This window comes from [Chlorobium] sp. 445, assembly GCA_002763895.1.
Lineage (GTDB): Bacteria > Bacteroidota > Chlorobiia > Chlorobiales > Thermochlorobacteraceae > Thermochlorobacter.
In genome coordinates this window covers 1-22,443 of sequence record NSLH01000010.1, presented here as the reverse complement: position 1 = coordinate 22,443, position 22,443 = coordinate 1, and the positions used below count along the sequence as shown (strand labels likewise).

The window sequence follows — 22,443 nt, the reverse complement described above, 5'->3', positions numbered from 1 at the left end:
AGGTAATGCAGCCTACTGCAGAGTGAGGACAAGCGCAGCCACAAGTAAGTGTGCAGGTACGCTATGTTCAGAATGATTCAGATCACCATGCCTGAAATCATTTTAGTATGGCTCTCTGCGCATGAGCGCGATGCAAAACGAAGATGCACGGAGCAATTTGTCTAACTACTAAACCTATCAAAGCTATGCCAAAGGAAAAAGCTACCGATAAAGCCGCAGAAAAAGCATTTGACAAAATTAGTGCGGAGAAGCGTAAACAACTTGACCTTGCTGTAGAGGCGCTCGAGAAGCAATTCGGCAAAGGCACAATTATGACACTGGGCGATGATGCCAACATGCAAATTCCTGCAATTTCCACAGGCTCTATCGCACTGGATTTTGCACTGGGTGTCGGTGGTTTACCCAAAGGCAGAATCATTGAAATTTTTGGTCCTGAATCGTCTGGTAAAACCACAATTGCCTTGCACGCTATTGCTGAGTGTCAGAAAGAAGGTGGAATTGCCGCCTTTGTCGATGCAGAGCATGCCTTTGACCCCGGCTACGCAAAGCGCATTGGTGTCGATGTCAAAGCGCTGCTCTTTAGCCAACCCGAATCTGGTGAGCAAGCTTTAACCATTGTGGAGACATTAGTGCGTAGCGGTGCGGTTGATATTGTCGTCGTAGACTCGGTTGCGGCACTGGTGCCACAAGCCGAACTTGAAGGTGAAATGGGTGATGCGCAAGTTGGCTTGCAAGCGCGCTTGATGTCGCAAGCCTTGCGTAAGCTGACAGGAGCAATCTCTCGCTCAAGCTGCATTGCGATTTTCATTAACCAGCTGCGCGAAAAAAATCGGTACAATGAGCTATGGTGAACCGACAACCACAACTGGTGGACGCGCCCTGAAATTCTATGCTTCTGTACGCCTTGATGTCCGACGCATTGGCGCAATTAAAGAAGGGACAGATATCATTGGCAACCGCACCAAAGTCAAGGTAGCAAAAAACAAAGTTGCACCCCCCTTCAAAGAAGTTGAGTTTGATATCATTTACGGTGAAGGTATCTCTAAGACGGGCGAACTCATTGACCTAGCGGTAGAAATGGGCATCATTAAAAAGTCAGGCGCATGGTTTAGTTATGAAGGTGAAAAAATTGGTCAAGGCAGAGAAGCCGTGCGAGATACACTCAAGACGAACAAAGCACTTTATGAGAAAATCTTCGCTCAAGTGCGCGAGGGACTGAACAGTGACCGGCTCGATTTTAGCGTGCCGCCCACAGCCGAAGAAGAAGCGGACAGTAGGCTCACCGAAGCGGAAGTTGCAGAATAGAGCAGGCGCTGTTGATGAGTGGTATTCGAGGGTATCGCTGTGCCTAAGGAGGTGTTCTGTAACATCATGCGGCAATAAATGCATAAAGTAGCGATTGTAATCCGCAAAGAATATCTTGAGCGCGTCAAAAGTACGGGCTTCATTGTCTCTACCGTGCTCATTCCAATCTTGATGGCAAGTTTTATTGTCGTGCCGATACTGATGCAACTTTTGACGAACAAATCTGACTTGCGCGTAGCCATCATTGATAAAACACAAAAATTCAAGGCGAATCTGCAAGCAGTTTTTGAAAAGCAAGCGCCGCTGCAAATCGTCTTTGCAGACTTTGCAGATGAAAGTGAGCGCGAAATACTCATCAAAGAGACAGATTTGGGCAAACTCAGTGGGTATTTGGTGTTGCGCTACGATTCAGCAGGGCAAATTCTTGCAACCTACACGAGCAAAAACACCACAGATTTTGATGTGTTGCGTAAGTTGGAAAATGGTGTACGCACCGCTGTGCGTCAGCAACTGCTTGCTGAGCGCGGTTTTAGTCAAGCAGAAATCCAAGCCTTTGAAAGACCAATCTCATTTCAGACTCAAAAACTAAGCGGTGGAAAAACATCAAACGACTCAGGCGTAGGCAGTTTTATCATTAGCTATGTGATGGCATTGCTGATCTACAGTACACTGTTAGGCTACGGTAGCATGATTTCCGCCGCTGTGATTGAGGAAAAATCCAGTAGAGTGATGGAAGTGCTGATTTCATCAGTAAAACCAGTTGAATTGATGATGGGTAAAATTATTGGCGTCGGGTTGGTAGCGCTGACGCAATATGCAGTGTGGGTAATTGCTGCACTTTTGCTATCAGGACTATCGTTGCAAAGCCTCGGTGGCAGTATGATTCCAAAGACCAGTTTAGAACTACCGACGTCTTTGCTGTTTTATTTTGTGCTGTATTTCCTCTTGGGCTACTTGATTTACGCAACACTGTATGCAGCTACAGGCTCAGCATTTGAGACTGCACAAGATGCACAGTCGCTGCAATTCCCTATTACCGCGCTGGCCGTCATTGCAATTTTATTTGTTCAAATTGCAATCTCAAAGCCTGAGTCGCCGCTTGCCATAGGGCTTTCACTCGTGCCATTTTTTGCCCCAGTTTTAATGATTGCACGCATGAGTGTAACCGACGTTCCATTCTGGCAAATTGCACTTAGTCTCACCCTTATGGTAATTACATTCTATGCTGTGCTCTGGGCATCGGCGAAAATCTACCGCATGGGGGTTTTGATGTATGGCAAGAAGCCCGCGCTGGGTGAGCTGTTCAAATGGCTACGCTATTCATAGTGCACCTTAGTGGCAAGCTTTATTGTACTTGCGTAACTTGAAATAATTGTAAGGCAACGGCACAAGAAACCCTGCAAGCAAAGAGACCGAAAGTGCAAACCAGAAAAACGGTTCGTGGGGCATAGCCGTACCGCCTGTGAGCAAGTAGTCAGTAACATTCTCTGCAAGCTCCATTGCCAGCATGGAGAGGAAACTCATTGAGAGTGCAGTGTGCAGTGCAGCGCGCCAGCTAAATTTTTCCCGCCACTTCAGCAGAAGTGTCTCCATCATCACTGATGTGCTAAGTCCACAAAGCATGGCTATGCCCATAATCAGCCACATCGACCAGGCCAGTGCTGTAGCTTGTGCGTAGATAATAAATCCGAAATCACCAATCGAGCAGCCGATGAGGCAATTCAGTGTGTTGAGCGAGGCACGCTTCCATGTGATGTTATCCTGCCAAAATTCAGGAGCACTCGCACGAGGTGCCGCTGGCACATTCAGCGTGGGCAGCGCAAGATGAAACATAGGAACAGCAAGCTCGTCAGCAGCGCACTCAGAGGCGTGGTAACTGCCAACCTTCGCCAGCGCTTGATTGATTTCTGTGAGCGGCAAAGGACGCTGTGTTTTCACCATAGCAACTGGCGGCGAGAGCGAGACGGTAACATCCACAACTCCTTCCAAACTTCTTAGTGCCTGTCGGATATGCTCCACACAACCCTCACAGCGCATGCCAGAAATGCTCAAACGCAACTCTTGCTGCGCAGTTGAGTGAGAAGCAAGCGTACTAACAATTGAGTGTGACATCAAGCGTATGGATATTATGGTTGAATACTTCAAAAAAATTACGAAAACTTCTTATGTATTTTTATACTTTGTCGACAGGCCGACAACTAGCCGCACATTTAGCATGCAGCAAGATGTGAAACTGACGCTTCTGTCGGAAGCAATAAACGGCGCAATTCACGAGCTCAATCAGCCGCTGACCATGATGAACTTTGCGGCTGAAGCGTTGACCCTGCTAGCTGAACACAAACCCGACTCTCTTCTCAATGACCTTAGGAGAATTGCAGAGCAGATTCGAAATGGCGCAAAACGCCACCACGAAATTTTAGAATACCTGCGCAGCCTTATACAAAACAATGTAGTGCCGCAAACTCTCAATCTCAATGAAACAATTAAACACACCCTGCAACTGCTACACTCAAGACTGAGTGCGAAACAGTGCATTGTGAAAACCATGCTGAACGCCCCAAATCCCATTTTGCAGGTGAAAGTCTCACAGCTCAATCTTCTGATTTTTACAATGATTTTCAGTGCACTCAATGGTGTGGAAAAAAATGCTAACGCTGATGATGCGGACAGAGTACAACCCGAAATTCTCTTCAAAACACTGCAGCGCAAAAAGACAATTGAACTGCGCTGCGAGTGTACGAAAAGTCGCAGTCGCCATGCAATACCACCTGCGCCAATAGACAAAACCTATGCAGAGCTGATGCGTTCACTTGCTCAGCACTTAGGAGCGGCAATTTCTTTTTCGCTGAATACTTCCCGGTTTCGTACCACAATCTCTATCAAGTTTCCATATTTTTCAGAATAAGTAAAGAAGGCTACAGATGCAGACGAAACCGACAATTTTACTTGTTGATGATAGCGACTTTGTGCGTGAAGCAGCAGCAACGAGTTTATCTCTTGTGGGATACCGTGTTTATCTTGCCCAGTGCGGTGCGGAAGCCATTTCCCTTTTCAACCGTGTGCAGCCTGACATCACACTGCTTGATATTCATTTGCCCGACCTGGGCGGTTTTTCCGTGCTAAAAGCTTTGCGTCACATTCGACCTGACGCTGAGATAATTTTTATCACGGGTGAAGGTGATATGGCACTCGTTATTGAAGCCTTGCGCAGCGGCATCTCCGACTTTGTGCCTAAACCACTCTCGCTTGAGACCCTTTTGCCAGTGTTGGAAAATGCAGAACGAAGACTTGAACAGAAAAAAGCAGCACAAGCAACATCGGTGCGGATTTCTGAACCAGCTGAACCTGCAGCGAACCGTATCAAGATCAAAGTGCAAGCATTTGGTAGTTTAGTCGTCACTGTAGGACAGAGCATAGTAACTGAAAACGATTGGCACAACTTCAAAACCGCTGCCGTGTTCAAGTTGCTGCTCATTCATCACAAGCGAATTGTGTCGCTGGATAACTTGATTGAGCAAGTATGCGAGGGAATCTCAACGCGCAGTGCCGAAGTGATGATTTTCACCGCAGTGTCTGCAATTCGCCGTATGCTAGAGCCGAATTTGAAAAACGGACGCGATTCGAGATACGTGCTGACACACAAATCAGGATATGAACTAAACTTGGGCGAACTCAATGTGGATTACTACTACGATGTTGAAGCCTTTGAAGCACTGATTCGCGAAGCACAACGCACGCGCTCGGCACAGAAGTATCTTGCCGCTACTGAACTCTACCATGATGAATTTCTCAAAAACGATATAGCGCATAACTGGTCGAGCTACAAGCGACAGATGCTCAAAGACTTTTATCTGAGCGCCTTGCAATTTTTAGTCGACCAAGCCCAAGCTGAAGCACGACTGCATGATGTGATTGAACTGGCTCAGAAAATGCTGCAAGCCGATGAGCTCTATGAACCTGCCTACACGATTTTAATCAAAACCTATCTTGACTTGCGTCGACCTGCAGCTGCAAAGAAAATCATAGAACTCTGTGAGCATAATTTTCGTCGGCACTTGAATGCGCCTGTGCCTGCATACATTGCTGAGCTCATGATCTAAGCTCACTCAGCAAATTTGATATCGCCGTAGGTAATCAAGTTACCAAATGGATCAAGCAAGCGAAGGCGAAAGAGCCGACCACGCAAGTCGCTAAGGTTTCCACTTGCAGCAATCGGTGCAAGATTGAGCCGATAAAACTCTGTACCAAAAGAGGAATTAACACTCCAACGCGCAATAAAAACAGGGTTGCCAGCTGTGTTGGTGGCAAGCACATCGACACGACCCAGTGGCACGGTCGTGTTGTATTCCACAATGAGCGAAACAATGCCGTTAGGCGTCGGATTGGGAAAAGCCGGTCTGACACGCACTTCGTTTCGGAACCGTTCTTGAATGCGCCAGTCGTCAGGGTCAATGCGCAGAATGTTCCCCACAGCATCGGTCTCGGTGAAATTCTCCACCTCAGGCGAGACACTCTCTGTGAGCGGCGCAACACAACCACAAGTGAGCAACGCCGCGCATAGTAGCACTCGCAAGCGCTTAGTCCACATTGACTTTTTCTTTGATAAGATAAGGTTCAGCTTGCAGGTAGGTTTTGGTGATCATCTCTCCAAGTAGACCGATGCCAAAGAGTTGGACGCCTAAAATAATAAGCATCACACCTAACAGCAGCAGTGGGCGATTGCTCATGGAAGCATCAAACATGATTTTCTCGAAGGCAAGATAGAAGCTAATTGCAAAGCCGATGAAGAACGCTACAATACCCAGCATGCCGAAAAAGTGCATCGGGCGTTTCATGTACTTGGTGATGAAGAGCACGGTAAGCAAATCCAAAAAGCCGTTGAAGAAGCGGCTGATTCCAAATTTTGAATGACCATACTTGCGTGCGCGATGTTGCACCACAAGTTCGCCTACGCGAAAGCCATTCCACTTGGCAAGCACAGGAATGTAGCGATGCATTTCGCCATAGATTTGCAAGGATTTGACCACTTCATGGCGATAGGCTTTCAACCCGCAGTTGAAGTCATGCAAAGGCACGCCTGAGAGTATGCGCGTAACAGCATTGAAGAGTTTTGAAGGCACAGTCTTTGTGATTGGATCATAGCGTTTTTTCTTCCAGCCGCTGACAAGGTCATAGCCTTCTTCGAGTTTGCGAATTAGGGGCTCAATTTCATAAGGATTATCTTGCAAGTCAGCATCCATTGTGATGACATACTTGCCCTGTGCAGCTTTGAAGCCCGCATCTAACCCTGCTGATTTGCCATAGTTGCGCCGAAACGAAATAAGTTTGATTTCAGGATGCCCTGCGATAAGACGCTTGATAACTTTGTCTGAGCCATCGTTTGAGCCATCGTTGATAAAGAGAATTTCAAATGACGGACGATGCCCAAAGAGTGCCCCGAGTTCATTTTTGGAGATGGCATCCGTGATTTGCGCAGCAAGTTCAGGCAGCGACTCTGCTTCATTGAAGAGTGGAATGACGATAGAAATATCGTAGCGATATGTCGTATCTGCATCGACTGAACGATGTGCTTCAATCTGAGATTGAATGTTAAGCATTTGAAAACAAAAGAAAGTTTTACAGAACGCAATCTAACACTTTTTAGAAAGTTCTTGTGCGCCGATATATCCATCAGAATGTCATCTATGCTTAAGGTGCAAAGTTGATGATGGAAAGTGATTGTTGCAAAAGCGCGGATTTTTTGCTACACTTGCGCCGCCTTTTTTCTACGCGCCGTTTAGAACAAAGGCAACACACGGCGCATGCATTCACAAAACGCTATGACGAATTTGCAATTTCGTTCTGACAACACTGCTCTTTTCACGTTTCTGATCATTGGTGTGCTGCTGTGTCTTGCAGCATGCAGTGCAAGCAATACTGCAAATCGTAGCAACACAGACCGTGAGGCGGTCGTGGCGCGTATTGAGCAGGGCAATTGGCAAAGCCTTATCACCCTGGCTGAATTTGAAGAACGCTACCTTGAAACGCGCCGCTCAGCAGAAGAAGCTCGCCAAGATTCCCTTTCGGCTTACCGCGAGTTTCTAGAGCGTTACATCGACTTCAAGCTCAAAGTTAAAGACGCAATAGATAAAGGATTCGATAACGACGCCGAAGTGCTCAGCGAACTGCGTCAGTATCGCAATCAGCTTGCACAGCCCTACCTTGTTGAAAAAGAACTTTACGAAAATGCCATCAAAGACCTCTACGAGAAGCGTCAGTACGAAATTGATGCCTCGCACATTTTAGTTTTCGTCGCACAAGATGCTGCCCCAGCCGATACAGAGAAAGCCTACAAAAAGATTCAAGAAGCACTTTCAGCCTTGCAGCGCGGCGCACCCTTCGATAGCGTTGCGCGTCAATACTCTGAAGACCCCAGTGTGGTACAAAATGGCGGACGCTTGGCTATTTCACAGGCGGCGTGATGGTGCATCAATTTGAAGATGCAGTTTATGCAACGCCGGTCGGTAGCCTGAATGGTCCCTTTCGCACACGCTTTGGCTACCATATTGTCAAAGTGTGGGATAAGCGACCACGCACACCGGACATTCGAGCTGCACACATTCTCGTGCAGTTAAATTCTAACTTGCCAGAAGATACACTCAAGGCATACGAGAAGATTCAAGCCATCTACGACTCGCTCAAGCAGGGACGAGATTTTGCTGAACTGGCACGTTTGTATTCCGATGACCCCGGCTCGGCAGAGCATGGTGGTGATTTGGGGTTCTTTTCACTGGGCAGAACTGTCAAGCCATTCGAAGAAGCTGCTTTTGCACTCAAAAACATAGGCGATTTGTCGCCCATCGTGCGTACATCCTTCGGCTACCACATCATTAAATTGCTTGACCGCAAAAAGACTGCTACACTCGACGAAGAGCGTGAGGAATTGAAGGCAATGCTGCGGCGCAATCCAGAGAAAATCAATGCAGAGACAAGCAAACTCACGGCGCGACTAAAAAAACTCTACAACTACCGAGAGAACCCAACTGCAGTTGCTTTGCTCTACGCCAAAATCGATACAACAGCGGAAGGTTATGCCAAGTTTGAGACAACATCACTCGGTGCGCTCAAAGACTCGCTCTGCTTTACTTTTGCTCAAAAGCGCTACACACTCGATAGTCTACTTGGTTATTTGCGAAACTTCGCAAGCGGTCGCAAACTGACCGAGAAAGATCTGATCGCTTACCGTGACAGCTATGCGCAGCGTGAACTTATTGACTACGAAACTGCACAGCTAGAGACGCGTTACCCTGAATTTGCCAAGCTCATGCGCAACTACAAGGATGGCATTCTGCTCTTCACGGTCTCTGAACGCACGGTGTGGAGTAAATCTGCTGTAACAGATTCTATGGCACGTGCTTATTTTGAAGCCCATAAAGACGAGCTCAAGTTTAGCGATCGTGTTGGGATTTCGCAGATTGTCGTCTCCGATAAAGCGCTGATTGACAACTTGCGTGAAGAACTTGTCGAGCAGCGCCGTACCCTTGATGTGGTTTCTGCTGACAGCGTCAGGCGCGCAAAACTTGCTCTGCGTAAGCAGCTTGCAGCACTCAAACGCAACACAAAAGACTACGCAAGCAAGAAAGACTCTCTGCTCAAGCAACTGGCAGCACTCAAAGTTGATACAAAACCACGATCATTTGATGAACTTGCAAAGCGCTACAGCGAAAAATATGACCCAGAAACAGGTGCATTTGTGGGGCTCTTTCAACGCGGAGAGAGTTTGCTTGCTGACATTGTCTTCGAAAATGAAATTGGCAGCATCAGCGCACCAATTACCTATGAAGATCGTTACTATCTAATTCGTCTCGACAAGCGAGAGCCAGCGCGCAATAAGACGTTTGAGGAATCTCTGACGGAAATTTATTCGCGCTATCAGGATGAGAAAAACCGTCAACTCGAGGAAGAGTGGATAAAAGGGCTGCGTGCAAAGAGCAGGATTCAAATTTTTGAAGAAGTACTTAAATCTGCCTTTCAATCAAATCAGGCAGCCCAAACAGCAATGACCAAATAATTTTTCATGCGACTTTGGGAACACTTTCAGGTTTCACGCCTCTTGGCTTCACAGTAGCGATAGTGATCGCTGCAGCACTCCTAAGTGGCTGCTCTAACGCGCCAAATGAGCCCCCTGTAGCAAGACTCGGCAAAAGTGTGCTAACGCGAGAGGAACTTCGACGATCGCTCTCGTACCAAAACCTCGAAGACAGTGTTACGCAAGCGATGATGTATCTTGAAGATTGGCTAGCAACCACTGCGCTCTACGAAAAAGCTGTGCAGGAAGGCATGGACAGGGACACGCTCACACAACTGCTCATTGATAAATCGCGCCGCAAAATTATAGCGACGCGGTACTTTGAGCGCAAACTCCAAGAAGAAATTCAGGCAGGTAAATTGCGTGTAGATTCATCGGAAGCACAAGCGTTTTACACTGTCAACGCTGGGCTGTTTCAGTTTCGCGAACCACACTACCGATTGCTGCGTCTTTATGCCTCATCGCAAGATGCAATTCTTGCAATTCGTCAAAAACTGGTAGCGGGTGCATCGGACGACGAGCTGTTGTTGCTTGCTCAATCGCTTTCACCGGCGCTGGCTCAAACCAACAGCATGGCGTTTCAACTCTCAAAAGAAGCACGTCCGCTGCAAGCCTTGCAGTTAGAGTCTTACACGCTATCTCAATTCTTAGAGCGAATGCGCCCGAAAGATATAACGCCCATCATCAAAGTTGGAGATTCACTTTTCGTCGTGATGCGCTTGGATGAAAAGCTCGATAAAGGTGCAACCATGACTTTTGAACAAGCCTATGCTGGCATTGAAGAAATTTTGCGGCAGCAAAAGCAAAAATCGTTTTTTCGTTATCTTGTAGGCTCTTCGAAAAAAGCGCTTGAGTCAGTAAAATAACTATGTGATTGCGATATGTGGAACTTCTCGAAATCTCGGCATGGACGACGTCTGAACCTTTGGCTATCAGGGTTCAGCAGTGGGCTCTTGCTTGTGCTCCTGCTGCACAGCACTCTCAAGGCACAGTTGCTCGATGGTGTTGTAGCGGTTGTCGGTGATGAAGTGATCTTGAAATCAGATATTGATTCACAAGTTGCGCTGTATGCCTATCAAAATCAGATAGACCCGCGCACCCCCGGTCTTTGGACCAAAATGCTGCAATTGACGATCGATCAAAAAATTTTGGTTGCCAAAGCCAAACTCGACAGTATTCAAGTCAATACGAGCCAACTGGATGCGCTGGTTACAGAGCGTATGTCCTACATTCGTCAGCGTCTGGGTTCAGAAGAAGAAGTCGTGAAGTATTTCGGCAAGTCAATTTCACAATTGCGCGCTGATTTGCGTGAAGAATTGAAGGCGCAACAGATGGTGGCTGAATTGCAACGAAAGAAATTTGCGAGCGTAACAATCTCGAATGATGATGTGCTCAAATTCTATGAAGCTTACAAAGATTCTTTGCCGAACGTTCCTGCAGAAGTAGAACTTGCGCACATTCTCATTCGCCCAAAAGCAGATAGCTTGGCGCGTCTGTCTGCACTTGAAAAGATGAAGCAAATTGAAGCCGAGCTACGCGCAGGCGCAGACTTCGCTGAACTGGCAAAGAAATACTCTGAAGACCCCGGCTCTGCAAGAAGTGGCGGCGATTTAGGGTATGTCAAGCGTGGCGAGTTTGTCAAACGCTTTGAGGAAGTGGCATTTGCGCTGCGTGAAGGGCAAATCTCGAAAATTGTGGAAACGGAATTTGGCTTTCACATCATTCAGTTGCTTGACCGACGAGGCGAATCCATTCACACACGGCATATTCTTTTGCGCTTCGACCAATCCAAGCGCGATGATAAAGCCGCTATCGAGCGCTTGAATGAGATCCGCTCACAGATTCTCTCGGGCGAGCTAAGTTTCGGCTTAGCAGCACGACTACATTCTGAAGACGAACGCACTGCATCGCAAGGTGGCGATATCATTTCGCCGCAAACTGGTAGCAATCGCATTCCGTTGGAAGCCATTGATGCCTCATTTAGAGAAGTTGTCGAGACACTTAAACCCGGCGAAATCTCCGAGCCACGACGCATTAACATCGTTGGAACTGACGACTATGCCTATCACATTGTGCTGCTGAAGTTCAAGTCGGAGCCACACAAGATGAATCTCACAAGCGATTATACACGCATCAAAAACTTCGCACTGCAAAAGCGTCAAGCTGAACTTTACGAAGAATGGCTAAATCAACTTCGCAAAGAAGTCTATTGGAAAATCAAACTCTAAGAGCAATTGCGCACTTGCTTGGCACAATAGGTCGACGTCTGGCTGCTGTCCTTGTGCTTGCATCACTCCCGCTGGCTGTACTTTCTGCACAAACTTCTAGGCCGTCCTTACCCGATAGCCTTGATTTTAAAATTGGGCAAATGCTGCTGGTCGGCTTTCGTGGTTTAAGTCTGTCCGACACCAGCGCAATTGTGCGCGACATCAGAGAGCGATATCTCGGCGCTGTGATTTTGTTTGATTACGACGTGCCCTCTAAATCTTTCGGGCGAAATATAGAGTCGCCAAAGCAAGTGCGTGCACTCTGCCGTGCCTTGCAAGACATGTCGCGCAAGCATACAGCGTTGCCACTTCTGATTGCCATTGATCAAGAAGGCGGAAAAGTCGCTCGACTCAAAGAAAAGTATGGCTTCAAGCCGACGGTCTCACAAGCCTATCTTGGCATGCTCAATCGACTGGATTCTACACGCAAATATGCACGCAAGACTGCAATGCAACTGGCAGCGCTGGGCATCAACCTTAACTTCGCACCGTGCGTGGATGTCAATCTCAATCCGCAAAATCCAATTATCGGCGGCAAAGAGCGCAGTTTTTCAAGTGACCCTGCTGTCGTAATAGCGCATGCTCGTGCTGTCCTTGCAGAGCATCGTAAGGCAAAAATCCTGACCGCAATCAAGCATTTCCCCGGACATGGCAGCAGCGCTGCAGATTCGCATCTGGGGCTTGTCGATGTGACAAACACTGGCAAAGCGTCGAACTGCTTCCCTTTCAAACCTTAATTGCTGAGCAGGCAACCGATATGGTGATGACAGCGCACATCTACAATGCAGAATGGGATACACTGCCAGCAACACTCTCTAAGCGCGTCCTGACAACGCTCTTGCGTGATAGCTTGAAGTTTCAAGGTGTGATTGTCTCCGATGACATGCAGATGAAAGCTATTGCAGCCCATTACGGACTTGAAGAAGCGATTAAACTTGCCCTGCAAGCAGGTGTCGATATGCTCACATTCGGCAACAATCTGGACTACGATGAACAGATCGCAGAAAAAGCAGTGGCGATTATCAAAAACCTTGTGGCTACTGGTGAAATTTCCCCGGAACGCATTGAGGCGTCATATCAGCGTATTCTTGCACTTAAAAAACGAGTGAGCCGTGACGCAAAAAAATAAGATGACGCCTGCGTCAGACTAATCCAAGGATTCACCTTGTGTGCAGTTGCTATAACCGTTGATTATTCAGTATTGCCTCAAACAGGGTTCGGCAAGGTACTGGCTTTGAGTTTCAGAAGCAAAAAGGCGGAATAAAGAGCGCCTGCCAACGAGGCGACTTGAATGGCATTAAGCCCAAGATATGTTTCAGGACGTGGCTTAAGAAATTCGATAATGAAGCGAAAGGAAAAGTAACTGCACATCAAGACACGAAAGCGCCAGCCATTGGGGTAAGGTTTCTGAATATGCCAGAGAAAAAATGCACCAAGGGCAAGTGCAAAGGCAATTTCGTAGAGTTGTGTCGGGTGTCGTGTGATGCCATCGCCGAAGTCTATGCCGAAGGGTAAGGTAGTGTCAAGACCGCATGTGCCATCTTCAAGTCCCGTCAGAAAGCAGCCGATGCGACCGATAACGATACCAATCAAGATGGGAAAGACGTAAAGGTCGCCGGTTGCAACAGAAATTCCCAGCGATTTTTTGACAAGTTCTACGCCTGCCCAGCCCCCTAAGAACCCGCCGACGATGGTTTTACCTGAAATTAACAAAGCAAGATTTTGGCGGTTCGCCCAATAGAATTGTGGGGCATTGAGAAGTTCAAGCAGTTTTGAGCCAGTCCATGCGCCAAAGAGACAGCCAGCGAGAAGTTGCAAATTTTGCTCGAGCGAGAGCTTAAGAGGCAAGGACCAGCGTTTGCGCAGTTGCAAATAAGTTTGAAAGCCAAGCGAGTACGCCAGCGCTTCAAAGATAAGATGTGGATGAAGTTTAAGCCCAAAAATTTCTATCCAAACAGGGAAAGACATTGACCAATCGTTTTGTGTTATGCATCTCAAGCCTTTAGAACGGTGCATCGTCAGGGTTAAGCGTCTCTGGCGGTTTAGGTGGCAGAGCATCGCGCTCCAGTCTTTCAGCCGCTTGCTGAGAGTGCAGTTCATCATGAACGGAAAAATCTGCTGCGGTATAGACACTGGAGAGTGATTCAAACTTGCCAAACTGTTTGAGAAATTTCAGACGCACTTCACCAATCGGACCATTGCGCTGCTTGCCAATATCAACAACAATAATGTCTTTGGTGGAAAGTCCGTCTGGAAAATTTTGCACGCCATAGAGTTCAGGACGAGACAGGAAGATTACGACATCGGCATCTTGTTCAATTGAGCCAGATTCGCGCAGGTCAGAAAGTTGAGGCTTGCGGTCAGCCCCACGCTGTTCAATCGAGCGGTTAAGCTGCGCAAGAGACACAATGGGAATGTTAAGTTCTTTAGCCAAACTTTTAAGTGAGCGTGAAATTTGCGCAATTTCTTGCTCACGATTCGACTTGCCATCTTTGACAGGCGTAATAAGCTGCAAGTAGTCAATAATCACCATTCCGATATTATGCTCTTGCTTCATGCGCCGAGCTTTGGCACTAAGTTCAATGATAGAGATGCCAGGCGTATCGTCAATAAAAATTGGAGCTTGGGCAAGTTTATCCATTCTCGCCATGATATTGACCATATCTTGTGAAGAGATACGTCCCGTTCTAACAAGGTTAGAGTCCACCATAGCTTCGGCACAGAGCATACGCTGCGCCAGTTGTAATTCTGCCATTTCAAGACTGAAAAAGAGCACGGGTACTCGAGCTTCAACAGCCGCGTGACGGGCAAAAGAAAGAGCAAGGGCAGTTTTCCCAGTCGAAGGGCGCGCTGCAATGATAATCATGTCCGACTTTTGAAATCCCGCAGTGAGCCTATCCAAATCCGCAAAGCCAGAAGGCACGCCAGTAACTGCACTCTTGCGCGCTTGCAATTCTTCAATGACTTTGGTGGCTTGCTTCAAGAGATCTTTAATGAGCAGCGCATCTTTCTTGATGCCAGTCTGTGAAATTCTGAAAATCTCTTGTGCTGCCTGCTCGATGAGGTCAAAGACTTCAAGCGATTGATCATAGGCAGCCGAAATAATGTTCGTAGAAAGTGCAATCAGACGCCGATAAAGATACTTTTCTTTAACCAGTTTGGCGTAGTAGCTGACATTAGCCGCTGTGGCAACTTTGTTTGAGAGCTGCGCAATAGCGTAGTATCCACCAACCTTATCGAGCTCTTCGTGGCGTTTGAGTTCATCAGAGACCGAGACAATATCGATCGGATCGCGTCGGTTATAGAGCCGACACATTGCTTTGAAAATGATGCTGTGCTTCGGCTCATAGAAGACTTTTTCAGCATCAGAGCCGAAGATTTTGATAACTTCTTCAATAGAAGGACCGTCAAGCAAAATGCACCCCAAGACTTCTTGCTCGACATCAACTGCGCTCGGCGGCATGCGTCCTTCTTTTGCAAAATCAACGCCTTCTTTAAACGGTTTGCGTGATTTGAGCAATTTTTCCAACGGATAGGTGCCGCTGGTTTCTTGGCTACGGTCGATGAATCCTCCTCCTGACATTTCTTTCCGCTGATTTAAGAATTTTACAAATCGTGTGGTTTGATGCCTTACCGTGTTGGTTCAGCATACTTTTCATCGTAAAGACGCCGCAGCAGCTGAACATCTTCCCAACAAAGTCGTTTCCAATTTGGATTGCGCAACAGTGCTGCAGGATGATAGGTTACAATGACATCGATGTTGCGCCAAGTGTGCACCTTGCCGCGCATCGTGTTCATGGCTTGCGAATTACCCAGCAGCGTATTGGCAGCCACCTTGCCTAAGGCTAAAATAATCTTTGGTCGAATTAGCTCGATTTGCCGAATGAGATAGGGCAAACAGGCTTGGATTTCATCCGGCTCAGGGCTGCGATTGTTGGGCGGACGTGACTTGATGATGTTAGCAATATAGACTTCTTCTCTTGTAAACTTGATAGCCGCAAGAATCTTATTAAGTAACTCTCCTGAACGACCAACGAACGGCCTACCTGTTTCATCTTCATCGGCGCCGGGGGCTTCACCAATAAGCATCACTTTGGCATGTTCATTGCCTTCACCGAAGACATAATGCTTTCGTGTGGCACTAAGTCGGCATTTCTGACAATCTTTTGTGGCAGTATAAAGTTCTGTAAGCGTCTTGTATCGCTGCAATTCATCAGCAGGTTGCGCTGTGCTTGTGGTAATAAGGTTACCAAACAAATCTTCTTGACTCATAGACGATACTCTGAAGGGTAGATGTTGAACCTCCTTTTCAAGGATATGTAATGTTGTGAAACTACCTCAGTTGCGGGTTGCACGCAGTTGCAAGCAAGGTTGCAAGCGTAGCGAAAGACTATATGATGTTAAGGAATCTTACGCGAAGAAAAAACTTGATTTTTAATTTTTTTTGCTACTCAAATCAAAATGCGAGAGTGTAAGTTTAAGCATGGCTCTTGCCGCATCACGCTTGGACATCAGCGGCAGCTTATGCACTTTACCTGTGCAAGAAAAAGCGTAAGGCGATTAGTCTCCACTTCAAAGCCTGAACCGGGTTCATTGGCACAGTTCAGCGCAATCCAATCCAAATTTTTTCGCACAAGTTTTTCCTGCGCATGCTCAATTGCATGGTCGGTCTCTAAGGCAAAGCCAATAGCAACTTGATGCGGGCGCTTTTGTTTGCCAAATTCCAAAAGGATATCGGGATTTTTAACCAGCGTGAGTGTAAAACTGTCGCTTCCCTTCTTCAACTTTTGCACTGCAGCGTACTCGGGGCGATAGTCAGCAACAGCCGCCGCCGCAATAAAGACATCGCATCGCTCAAAATACAGTTTGCAAGCCTGAAACATCTCTTCAGCACTTTCTACATCAAAGCGTTTCACAGCCGGTGGCGTAGGAAGGTACGTTTTGCCCGTAATCAAAATTGTTTCTGCACCCCAAGCAGCCGCAGCCTCTGCCAAGGCAAAGCCCATCTTACCGGTCGAGAAATTGGAAATAAATCGAACAGGATCAATGCGCTCACGTGTAGCCCCCGCCGTAACGACCACACACTTGCCTTTAAGCCAAGGTGTCTCCGACTCCGCTAAAGCCCGAGTGATATGCGTAAAAATCGTCTCAGGTTCTGGCAAGCGCCCTTTGCCAACTAATCCCGACGCAAGTTCCCCATAGTCAGGTTCAATGATGATGCACCCATCCGTGCGCAACCGATCAAGATTGCGTCGCACAGCAGGAGCATCAAACATCTCACCATCCATTGAAGGAAAAATCAGGCGCGGCTTGTCGGCACGGAGCGCAAGAAAAAGCACGCTGAGCATATCGTCGCTAAACCCGTTTGCAAATTTCGCTAATGTGTTCGCCGTAGCAGGCGCCACCACCAATGCATCTGCCCACTCACCTAAGTGAATATGCGCTGTCCAATCACCCTTCGCATCGTTTTTCGGGAAAATTTCACAGAGCACCTTGCGGTGTGAAAGCACTTCAAGCACCGTCGGTGTGACAAACGCTTTCGCACTTGGCGTGAGCACAACTTGCACATCCGCACCCGACTTTTTGAGCAAACGCACCAGCAGCGGTATCTTGTAAGCAGCAATGCCACCCGAGATACCTAGCAAAATACGCTTGCCGTTCAACGAACCGTTCAACGAAGGTGAAGTTGTCTTATCGCTCGTCACAGTTCAACCTGAAAATGAATTCTACACATTGAAGCGGAAAAACATAATGTCGCCATCTTGAACGATGTAGTCCTTGCCTTCAATTGCAAGTTTGCCTGCTTCTCTGACCTTTTGCTCGGAACCAAGACGCACAAGATCGTCATACTTCATGACTTCAGCGCGAATGAAACCCTTCTCAAAATCGGAGTGAATAACGCCAGCCGCTTCGGGCGCCTTAGCCCCTTTGCGAATAGTCCATGCATGCACTTCTTTTTCGCCCGCTGTGAAATAAGTCTGCAAACCCAAAAGGTCGTATGTGGCTCGAATAATTTTGTCTAAGCCTGACATCTCAAGACCCAGCGATGCTAAAAACTCTGGCTTTTCTTCGTCAGAGAGCAGGGCAATTTCTGACTCGAGTTTCGCACAAACAACAATCACCTTAGCATCTTCTTTAGCAGCAATACCCTCGACTTGCTTTGTGTAAGCATTACCTGTGAGCACGTCGGTTTCATTCACATTAGCAACATACAGCACAGGCTTTGAAGTAAGCAAAAAGAAGGACTTGAGCAGCGATTTTTCCTCTGTGCTCTCTGCAGCAAGTCGTGCAGGTTTGCCATCGCTCAAAACCGCTACAACCTTTTTCATCAAATTTAGTTGCACTTCAAGTTTAGCGTCTTTCTTTGCTTCCTTTTCGAGCTTGGGCAGGCGTTTTTCCAGCGATTCCAAATCGGCAAGAATGAGTTCAGTTTCAATGGTTTCAATATCGCGCACGGGATTGACAGAGCCATCGACATGAACGATGTTCGGATCATCAAAGCAGCGAACTACATGAATAAGCGCATCAACTTCACGAATATGCGAAAGAAACTTATTGCCTAAGCCCTCACCTTTTGAAGCCCCACGCACAAGTCCTGCAATATCTACAATTTCCAGCGTAGCAGAGACAATCTTGCTCGTCCGTACAATCTTAGCAAGGTCTTGCAATCGCTTGTCAGGCACAGCAACAGTGCCGACATTCGGCTCAATTGTGCAAAATGGATAATTCTGCGCATCGACTTGCTGCGCCGTAATAGCGTTAAACAGCGTGGACTTGCCAACATTTGGAAGCCCTAAAATTCCTGCTCGAAGCGACATCGTTTGCTTGTTGGAAGTAAGTTACTCGATAAAAAGGCACGCAAGTTACAAAATCTCGCGCATGTGTGCGAGTATTTTGCCCGAAGAGGCTCGAGATGCCCTGCAGTCAGTCAAGAAAAAAACCTTGTTTTTGAAGGTCGGATTCGTGTATCTTTAAATGCAAATGATTTGCAAAAAAGAGAAAGGAGAAGATTGAAGACTATGAACAGCAAGGCGACCGTGCTGAGCGCGCTGAAACCGAACAAAGCCTTGCGTCAGCGGTTCCGATTGCAACTGGCGACAGTCATTGTGCATATTTTCATCATCAAGTTTACGATTCCAAACATCTGGTGGGCACTGTTCGGCTTAGCGTTTTGGGCAGCAGTCATTATTTGGGCGTCACGAAGCGGACGCTGGGTATGTGCGAATTTCTGTTGGCTCGGTGGCGTGCAAGATTGGCTCGAGCCGCTTGCCAAAAAGCGCGTCTCGTTTAACCCCAAAATTTCTCAATATCTCGTGCTCTTCGTGCTCGTCATTTGGACGCCACTGGTGTGGCTTTTTACAGATACAATGTTTGCTGAAGGTGAACTGCCGATTCATTTCCCTTTGCAAGGCAATGATAATTTCTTTGTTCAAGCAGGGCACTTCATTATTCTGACGCTGATTGGATTTTCAGTGATGCTGTTCGGCAAACGCGGTGCTTGCCATTACCTCTGTCCGTTCGGCATTGCTGTCGGAGCAGCAAAGAAGTACTGCTTAAAGCAAAAGCCACATCAACATCATGATGAAGACTAAACAAATTTGGCTTTTGGCATGCCTGCCACTGCTGCTATCAGCATGCGTGATAGAAGGCGAGAATCGATTGATCTACCTAAATGGACAGCCGAAAGCTGTCTTTACAGCAAGGCGGTTAGAGGACGGACGATTAGTGAAAGTGGGAGCATGTTCGACCTGGTTTGCCAACGGGCAATTGCAAAGCGTTGAGCACTATGATGAACGCGGCTTGCCCATAGGCAAGTGGGTGTACTGGGACATGAGCGGCAAAAAACTCTGCGAAGGTGAGTTCCGACAAGAGCACAACGATTTGCTGTCGGTTTGGACATTCTTCCACGAAAACGGCTCACCATGCCGCTCCGAGACTTACACCAACGGCAAAAAGCACGGCAAGTGGCTTTATTGGCATGAAGACTCTGTGCTCTGTCAAGAATCGCATTATCAAAACGACACAGCAATCGGGAACTGGACATTTTGGGATAAGCGCGGCAGAGTGTTGAAAGTCGAAGAGTATGAACACGGCATCAAGCGAAACGAAATCATCTATAAAACATCAAGCGAGGAAAAATGATCTTGCCAAACTCTTACCAAGAATGGAAACGCTGCATCACAGTAGACTGCGGTATCAAACTGACGCGAGAGTATATAGAGCAGCGTTTGCGAGCGTTGCGTGATGAACGTGATGAGCACACAATACAATTCACGCGTCTCTATGGCAAAGCACATCTGAACAATGTTATCAACTGGTTTGAGCGCGCACTGGGTGAAGTCTAACCCTAACTTTTTAAGCAATGAATAAACTTACCTTTGGTGTCTTATTGCTTTTGGGCATTGGGGTATTCCTCTTTGTCTTCAACTATGCACGAGAACAAGCCCCAAGTGAACCCGTGCCCCGAGCGACAATTCCACTGCGCAAGGTGGTGCAACCCGCCGAAAAGACATCGAGCTTAATGACGCATGCAATTTTGGCAACGCTCTGGATGCAACACTCCGGCGAAGCCATGGCACTGTGTTATCAAGCCTATTCACTAGCAAAACTGCGCTTGGATGAAATTCTTAAAGCGAAAGCTGCACCAAAATCCAAGCCCAAGGCAATTGTAGTTGATGTAGATGAAACTGTGCTGGATAACTCGCTGCATCAAGGTAAGCTCATCAAGAATGATACTACGCACCCTGCATATTGGGATGAGTGGTGCTCCTTGGCGCTGGCAAAGCCTGTGCCCGGTGCAGCAGAATTCTTGAATTATGCAAAGTCGAAAAATGTGGAAGTCTTCTACATCACCAACCGTGGTGAAAATCTACGTGAGGCTACTTTGCGCAATTTTAGATCAGCAGGCTTCCCGTATGCAGATAGTGCACACCTCTTGATGCGACAAGATGTGCCAGGTAAAGAAGCACGGCGGCAACTTGTCGCTCAAAAGTTTGACATTGTGCTGCTTTGCGGCGATAACCTCAACGACTTCTCTGAAGTCTTCGAGCGTAAGTCCGAATCCGAACGAAACGATGAAGTCGAGCGCCTCAAATCAGAGTTCGGCAAGCGTTTTATCGTGTTGCCAAACCCAATATACGGCGACTGGGAAAATGCAATTGTTGGCTACGACAAACTACCTGACTCTGTGCGCATAAAAAAACGACTGAATGCAGTGTTATCGTATTAACCTTTGGCAGTGTCATCAGTGCATGGTTAGCAGCAAACTCATACTTCCTTAGCAACCAAGTTTGTCAACTTAACTCAAAATGCTAAACGATGATGATAAGCGAGAATCAAGTGTTACCACACTATCCTGACACGCTACCGGCGCATGTATTGAGAGCTAATACATTTGCAGAGCTCTACGGCATTCATGAAGCGCACATTAACCTCGGTCTCCTATATCGCTCCGCCGATACCGATATCCATCGTTTTTTAGAAAAATGGGTCGAAACGGGATTCCAGCAGCTTGAGCGCACACTCTCTGCCGAAAAGTGCAAAGCCTTCTTATCGACGCAGCTTGCAGATTATCGTGCCTTAGATGAAGTTGGCTGGCAAAAATTTATTGAAGAGGTCGATACCACTACACAAGATTATGCAGCAGTGGTAGGCATCGATGAGATCAAGTTTCTTTTAGCCATCGTACGAGACAATAGCTGCGAAAAATTCCATCGCGATTTTTATCACCTGCGTCTGCTTTGCACCTACTACGGCGAAGGGACAGAATGGACACCTGATGAAAATGTCAATCGTGATAAACTGGTCAAAGGAACAAACGCCGATATTATCAAAGATGCTTCACGCATCTATCGCCTGCGACCATTTGATATTGCGATTCTCAAAGGCGAATATCTCCCAGAAAATAAAGGCAAGGGCATCATTCACCGCTCGCCATCGATTTTAGCGCATAACGGCAAGCGCGTACTCTTGCGATTGGATATGTGCTATGATTAAGCAGAACACAGGGCAACCATAGAAAGATTTTGGAAACACAAAATCACTCAGACAATGAAAAAGCAACTTCTTTTTTTAGTGGGCGCATGGATTTTCTTCATAGGGTGCGTAGCTTCTGAAAAGAAAGAAAATAAACCGACTCAGAGCACCCTGATGATCAATCTCATCAGTGACGCCACAGTAAATCCGCATAGCTCATTGATGGGTATCCACTTAGCTGAAAAAGCACATAACAACGGAATCAAAGCCACAATTTTCCTCAATGTCAGTGGCGTCAAACTGCTGCAACCTGGTGCGGATACAATAGTTTTCAATAATCAAAGCATTGTTCAAGCACTCAATAAAGTGGCAGAAAAAGGTGTGGAAGTGGTAGCATGCCCGCATTGCATGGAAGCACTGGGTATAAAGAAAGAAAGTTTGCCTGCATATGTAAAGATTGGAGAAGAAAAAGTCATGATGGAAAAAATCCGAAACCAGCCTACAGTCTTTACCTATTGACAAAGACGCTGCATTGAATCATTTGAGCACAATGCTGTTAGAACTATCCAGCAACGACACTTGACCAGTTTCAATATCGTAATACGCCCCGACGATGCGAAGTTCCTTGCGCTCCACTCTTGGCTTTAAGACAGGCTCAGACGTCTCGAGCAAGTGCACGGCATGGTAGATATTTGCTCGAACTGCCGCGTCTAAATTGTGCTTCAGACTATCAGGCAGGCTTTTTTCTTCGGCTTCATTGGCGATGTAATCCAGAATGGTTTGAATGTGGTCGTGGTGGCGTCCGCCTTCTTCGTGCAGGAAGGCGTC

21 protein-coding genes and 3 pseudogenes are annotated in these 22,443 nt (G+C 47.1%); 15 read left to right on the top strand and 9 right to left on the bottom strand.

Annotated features, from left to right (window positions below; all coding sequences use genetic code 11):
• Positions 1 to 185: 185 nt before the first annotated feature.
• Both recA and CMR00_05675 read left to right on the top strand, forming a co-directional pair.
• A pseudogene (gene recA, locus CMR00_05680) lies at positions 186 to 1,305 on the top strand (recombinase RecA).
• 78 nt (positions 1,306 to 1,383) lie between these two features.
• Positions 1,384 to 2,631: a hypothetical protein gene (locus CMR00_05675; GenBank protein ID PIO48246.1), complete on the top strand. Its 1,248-nt coding sequence runs from the start codon at positions 1,384 to 1,386 to the stop codon at positions 2,629 to 2,631.
• 6 nt (positions 2,632 to 2,637) lie between these two features.
• On the opposite strand, the gene CMR00_05670 is transcribed toward CMR00_05675, so the two are convergent.
• Positions 2,638 to 3,417 carry a hypothetical protein gene (locus tag CMR00_05670; protein PIO48245.1) on the bottom strand — a complete coding sequence of 260 codons (780 nt, stop codon included), beginning with the start codon at positions 3,415 to 3,417 and terminating at the stop codon, positions 2,638 to 2,640.
• 7 nt (positions 3,418 to 3,424) lie between these two features.
• Between CMR00_05670 and CMR00_05665 the strand changes: the two genes are divergently transcribed.
• Both CMR00_05665 and CMR00_05660 read left to right on the top strand, forming a co-directional pair.
• A complete protein-coding gene (locus CMR00_05665) occupies positions 3,425 to 4,210 on the top strand; it encodes a hypothetical protein (GenBank protein ID PIO48244.1) in 786 nt (261 codons plus the stop codon).
• A gap of 16 nt (positions 4,211 to 4,226) precedes the next feature.
• On the top strand, positions 4,227 to 5,405 hold the full coding sequence (locus tag CMR00_05660; protein ID PIO48243.1) for a hypothetical protein: 1,179 nt from the start codon (positions 4,227 to 4,229) through the stop codon (positions 5,403 to 5,405).
• 2 nt (positions 5,406 to 5,407) lie between these two features.
• Here the strand turns inward: CMR00_05660 and CMR00_05655 are convergent, their stop codons facing one another.
• Together CMR00_05655 and CMR00_05650 are read right to left on the bottom strand one after the other, a co-directional pair.
• Positions 5,408 to 5,893, bottom strand: coding sequence for a hypothetical protein (locus tag CMR00_05655; protein ID PIO48242.1), 486 nt, complete (start codon positions 5,891 to 5,893; stop codon positions 5,408 to 5,410).
• Positions 5,883 to 6,902 carry a glycosyltransferase gene (locus tag CMR00_05650; GenBank protein ID PIO48241.1) on the bottom strand — a complete coding sequence of 340 codons (1,020 nt, stop codon included), beginning with the start codon at positions 6,900 to 6,902 and terminating at the stop codon, positions 5,883 to 5,885. Before CMR00_05650 ends, CMR00_05655 begins: the two co-directional genes overlap by 11 nt.
• Positions 6,903 to 7,106: 204 nt before the next feature.
• Here CMR00_05650 and CMR00_05645 point away from each other — a divergent pair, with 204 nt between their 5' ends.
• The 5 genes and pseudogenes from CMR00_05645 to CMR00_05625 all read left to right on the top strand — a co-directional run bounded on the left by CMR00_05645 (position 7,107) and on the right by CMR00_05625 (position 12,769).
• Entirely contained in the window at positions 7,107 to 7,766 is a 660-nt protein-coding gene (locus CMR00_05645; protein ID PIO48240.1) for a hypothetical protein, read from the top strand.
• Positions 7,766 to 9,355 carry a hypothetical protein gene (locus CMR00_05640; protein PIO48239.1) on the top strand — a complete coding sequence of 530 codons (1,590 nt, stop codon included), beginning with the start codon at positions 7,766 to 7,768 and terminating at the stop codon, positions 9,353 to 9,355. The genes CMR00_05645 and CMR00_05640 overlap by 1 nt, the downstream gene beginning before the upstream one ends.
• Positions 9,356 to 9,369: 14 nt before the next feature.
• The gene (locus CMR00_05635; protein ID PIO48238.1) at positions 9,370 to 10,239 is read left to right on the top strand and encodes a hypothetical protein; all 870 of its coding nucleotides are present in this window, start codon (positions 9,370 to 9,372) and stop codon (positions 10,237 to 10,239) included.
• Between the two features lie 15 nt (positions 10,240 to 10,254).
• Positions 10,255 to 11,601 carry a parvulin peptidyl-prolyl isomerase gene (locus CMR00_05630; protein PIO48237.1) on the top strand — a complete coding sequence of 449 codons (1,347 nt, stop codon included), beginning with the start codon at positions 10,255 to 10,257 and terminating at the stop codon, positions 11,599 to 11,601.
• Positions 11,553 to 12,769: pseudogene (locus tag CMR00_05625) on the top strand (glycoside hydrolase family 3). The gene CMR00_05630 and the pseudogene CMR00_05625 overlap by 49 nt, the downstream one beginning before the upstream one ends.
• A gap of 77 nt (positions 12,770 to 12,846) precedes the next feature.
• Here CMR00_05625 and CMR00_05620 read toward each other — a convergent pair.
• The 5 genes and pseudogenes from CMR00_05620 to CMR00_05600 form a co-directional block, all read right to left on the bottom strand.
• Positions 12,847 to 13,608 (bottom strand): diacylglyceryl transferase, encoded by a 762-nt coding sequence (locus tag CMR00_05620; GenBank protein ID PIO48236.1) that lies wholly within the window; start codon positions 13,606 to 13,608, stop codon positions 12,847 to 12,849.
• Positions 13,609 to 13,642: 34 nt separating this feature from the next.
• Entirely contained in the window at positions 13,643 to 15,223 is a 1,581-nt protein-coding gene (gene dnaB, locus CMR00_05615) for a replicative DNA helicase (protein ID PIO48235.1), read from the bottom strand.
• A gap of 47 nt (positions 15,224 to 15,270) precedes the next feature.
• On the bottom strand, positions 15,271 to 15,912 hold the full coding sequence (locus CMR00_05610) for a uracil-DNA glycosylase (protein ID PIO48234.1): 642 nt from the start codon (positions 15,910 to 15,912) through the stop codon (positions 15,271 to 15,273).
• A gap of 162 nt (positions 15,913 to 16,074) precedes the next feature.
• A pseudogene (gene coaBC / locus CMR00_05605) lies at positions 16,075 to 17,315 on the bottom strand (bifunctional phosphopantothenoylcysteine decarboxylase/phosphopantothenate--cysteine ligase CoaBC).
• 51 nt (positions 17,316 to 17,366) lie between these two features.
• Positions 17,367 to 18,458: a redox-regulated ATPase YchF gene (locus CMR00_05600; GenBank protein PIO48233.1), complete on the bottom strand. Its 1,092-nt coding sequence runs from the start codon at positions 18,456 to 18,458 to the stop codon at positions 17,367 to 17,369.
• Between the two features lie 201 nt (positions 18,459 to 18,659).
• Between CMR00_05600 and CMR00_05595 the strand changes: the two genes are divergently transcribed.
• The 6 genes from CMR00_05595 (at position 18,660) to CMR00_05570 (ending at position 22,134) form a co-directional block, all read left to right on the top strand.
• Complete coding sequence (locus CMR00_05595; protein ID PIO48232.1) at positions 18,660 to 19,232, top strand: hypothetical protein; 573 nt, start codon at positions 18,660 to 18,662, stop codon at positions 19,230 to 19,232.
• Complete coding sequence (locus CMR00_05590; protein ID PIO48231.1) at positions 19,222 to 19,782, top strand: hypothetical protein; 561 nt, start codon at positions 19,222 to 19,224, stop codon at positions 19,780 to 19,782. Before CMR00_05595 ends, CMR00_05590 begins: the two co-directional genes overlap by 11 nt.
• Positions 19,779 to 19,985, top strand: a complete 207-nt coding sequence (locus tag CMR00_05585) for a hypothetical protein (GenBank protein ID PIO48230.1) — start codon at positions 19,779 to 19,781, stop codon at positions 19,983 to 19,985. Before CMR00_05590 ends, CMR00_05585 begins: the two co-directional genes overlap by 4 nt.
• A gap of 17 nt (positions 19,986 to 20,002) precedes the next feature.
• Positions 20,003 to 20,869, top strand: coding sequence for a 5'-nucleotidase, lipoprotein e(P4) family (locus CMR00_05580; GenBank protein PIO48229.1), 867 nt, complete (start codon positions 20,003 to 20,005; stop codon positions 20,867 to 20,869).
• An 89-nt stretch (positions 20,870 to 20,958) separates the two neighbouring features.
• The gene (locus CMR00_05575) at positions 20,959 to 21,636 is read left to right on the top strand and encodes a hypothetical protein (GenBank protein PIO48228.1); all 678 of its coding nucleotides are present in this window, start codon (positions 20,959 to 20,961) and stop codon (positions 21,634 to 21,636) included.
• Positions 21,637 to 21,690: 54 nt separating this feature from the next.
• A complete protein-coding gene (locus tag CMR00_05570) occupies positions 21,691 to 22,134 on the top strand; it encodes a hypothetical protein (protein PIO48227.1) in 444 nt (147 codons plus the stop codon).
• 18 nt (positions 22,135 to 22,152) lie between these two features.
• Here the strand turns inward: CMR00_05570 and CMR00_05565 are convergent.
• Positions 22,153 to 22,443: hypothetical protein (locus tag CMR00_05565; GenBank protein ID PIO48226.1), on the bottom strand; the 291-nt coding region annotated here is incomplete at its 5' end.